The 1,560-nt window shown below is 28.3% G+C and carries 1 protein-coding gene and 2 rRNA genes; all 3 read left to right on the top strand.

The genetic code is table 11. From position 1 onward, the window contains the following. Positions 1 to 166 precede the first annotated feature (166 nt). Positions 167 to 283 (top strand): 5S ribosomal RNA (gene rrf, locus EJL03_RS15805). Between the two features lie 147 nt (positions 284 to 430). After that, positions 431 to 862: an N-acetyltransferase gene (locus EJL03_RS15800; protein WP_125154920.1), complete on the top strand. Its 432-nt coding sequence runs from the start codon at positions 431 to 433 to the stop codon at positions 860 to 862. Positions 863 to 1,473: 611 nt separating this feature from the next. Then, a 16S ribosomal RNA gene (locus tag EJL03_RS15795) occupies positions 1,474 to 1,560 on the top strand; the annotation flags it as partial.

The following is a 1,560-nucleotide window of genomic DNA, read 5'->3' as shown; positions in this document are numbered from 1 at the left end:
AAGTACAGCAATGTATTCAGCTGACTGATACTAATAGGTCGAGGGCTTGATCTAATAAATGTTACTTTGTGCAATTTTGAAAGAATAAGTTCTTTCAAAGATAACTCACTCAGGAAACTGAGGAGTAATGATTTAAAGTGAAATCGAAGATTTCTGTAAATCAGTATCTGGTGATTATGGCTTGAAGGTAACACCCGTTCCCATACCGAACACGAAGGTTAAGCTTCAAAGCGCCGATGGTACTGCAAGGGAGGCCTTGTGGGAGAGTAGGTCGTCGCCAGGTAATATTAAAACACTAAGTATATACTTAGTGTTTTTTATTTTATAAAAAAATATATCTTGTTTGTATAATAGGTGTGTTATATATTATATAGATAAATTTTAATATATATTTCTAAATACTTTATATATTTAAGAAAGGATAGATATTATGATTAAACAAATGGGATGTTTTGAAGTTGAAGAGGTTATGACTATCTGGCTAAAAACTAATATAATAGCCCATAATTTTATAGAAAAGGATTATTGGATTAAAAATTATAAAATTGTAAAAGAAGAATATCTTCAAATCTCTGAAACCTTTATATACAAGGAAGATGGTATAATTAAAGGATTTATAAGTGTTATTGATAACTTATTTATTGGTGCTTTATTTGTTTTAAATGAATACCATAGAAAAGGTGTAGGGAGAAAGCTATTAAAGTATTGTCAAGATTTATATTATAATTTAGAGTTAACAGTTTATCTTAAAAATACATCTTCAGTTAATTTTTATAAACATTGTGGGTTTATTGTGGAGGAGGAAAAGGAAAATGAAGATTCTGGTTTTATGGAATATGTGATGAGATATAGAAAATTCTGAGGGACATGTAATTAGGGAAAATAGTAATAATGATTTATATTCAATGAAAGAATACTAAATGAAATTTTAAATAACTGATATTATACATGTATTATAACAGTTTTAACTTATAAAAAGCTTAAATAATAATGTCTGTAAAAACTATTACTTATGGTGGTGAAATATAGTATATAAAAAAATTTTATAATTGAAGGTTAAAATAATTATATTAATTTAAAATTTAAGCATTATTTAACATACTTTTTATGGGTTATATATAAGTTTTATGGAATTATATATGAAATACTTTTCCAGGCGTATCAGTAAAAGAAATATTAAATAATATGGAGAAAAACCAAGAATTATAAGGATAATTTTAAATATTAGTGTACAAGTTTAGAAAGTTATATAGGGGAAAGTGGTAAGATTAATCTCGTTCCCAAGAAGAAGGGAAGCGGTGAGTAAATAACATGAGTTAAAAAAGTGTTGACAAAGAAAAGTTGCCGTGATAATATATAGAAGCTGCTTAACGGTGGCGGTTGATCTTTGAAAATTAAACAGAGAAGAATGAAACCAGTTAATTCTTAACACAAAGTGTTAAAATAGCGATGAGCTAAAAAAGATTAAACTTTTAAATTGAGAGTTTGATCCTGGCTCAGGACGAACGCTGGCGGCGTGCCTAACACATGCAAGTCGAGCGATGAAGCTCCTTCGGGAGT

Source organism: Clostridium rectalis (assembly GCF_900626095.1).
Lineage (GTDB): Bacteria > Bacillota > Clostridia > Clostridiales > Clostridiaceae > Clostridium_AS > Clostridium_AS rectalis.
Note: the sequence above shows the minus strand (reverse complement) of the source record. Positions and strands in the feature narration are given on the sequence as shown.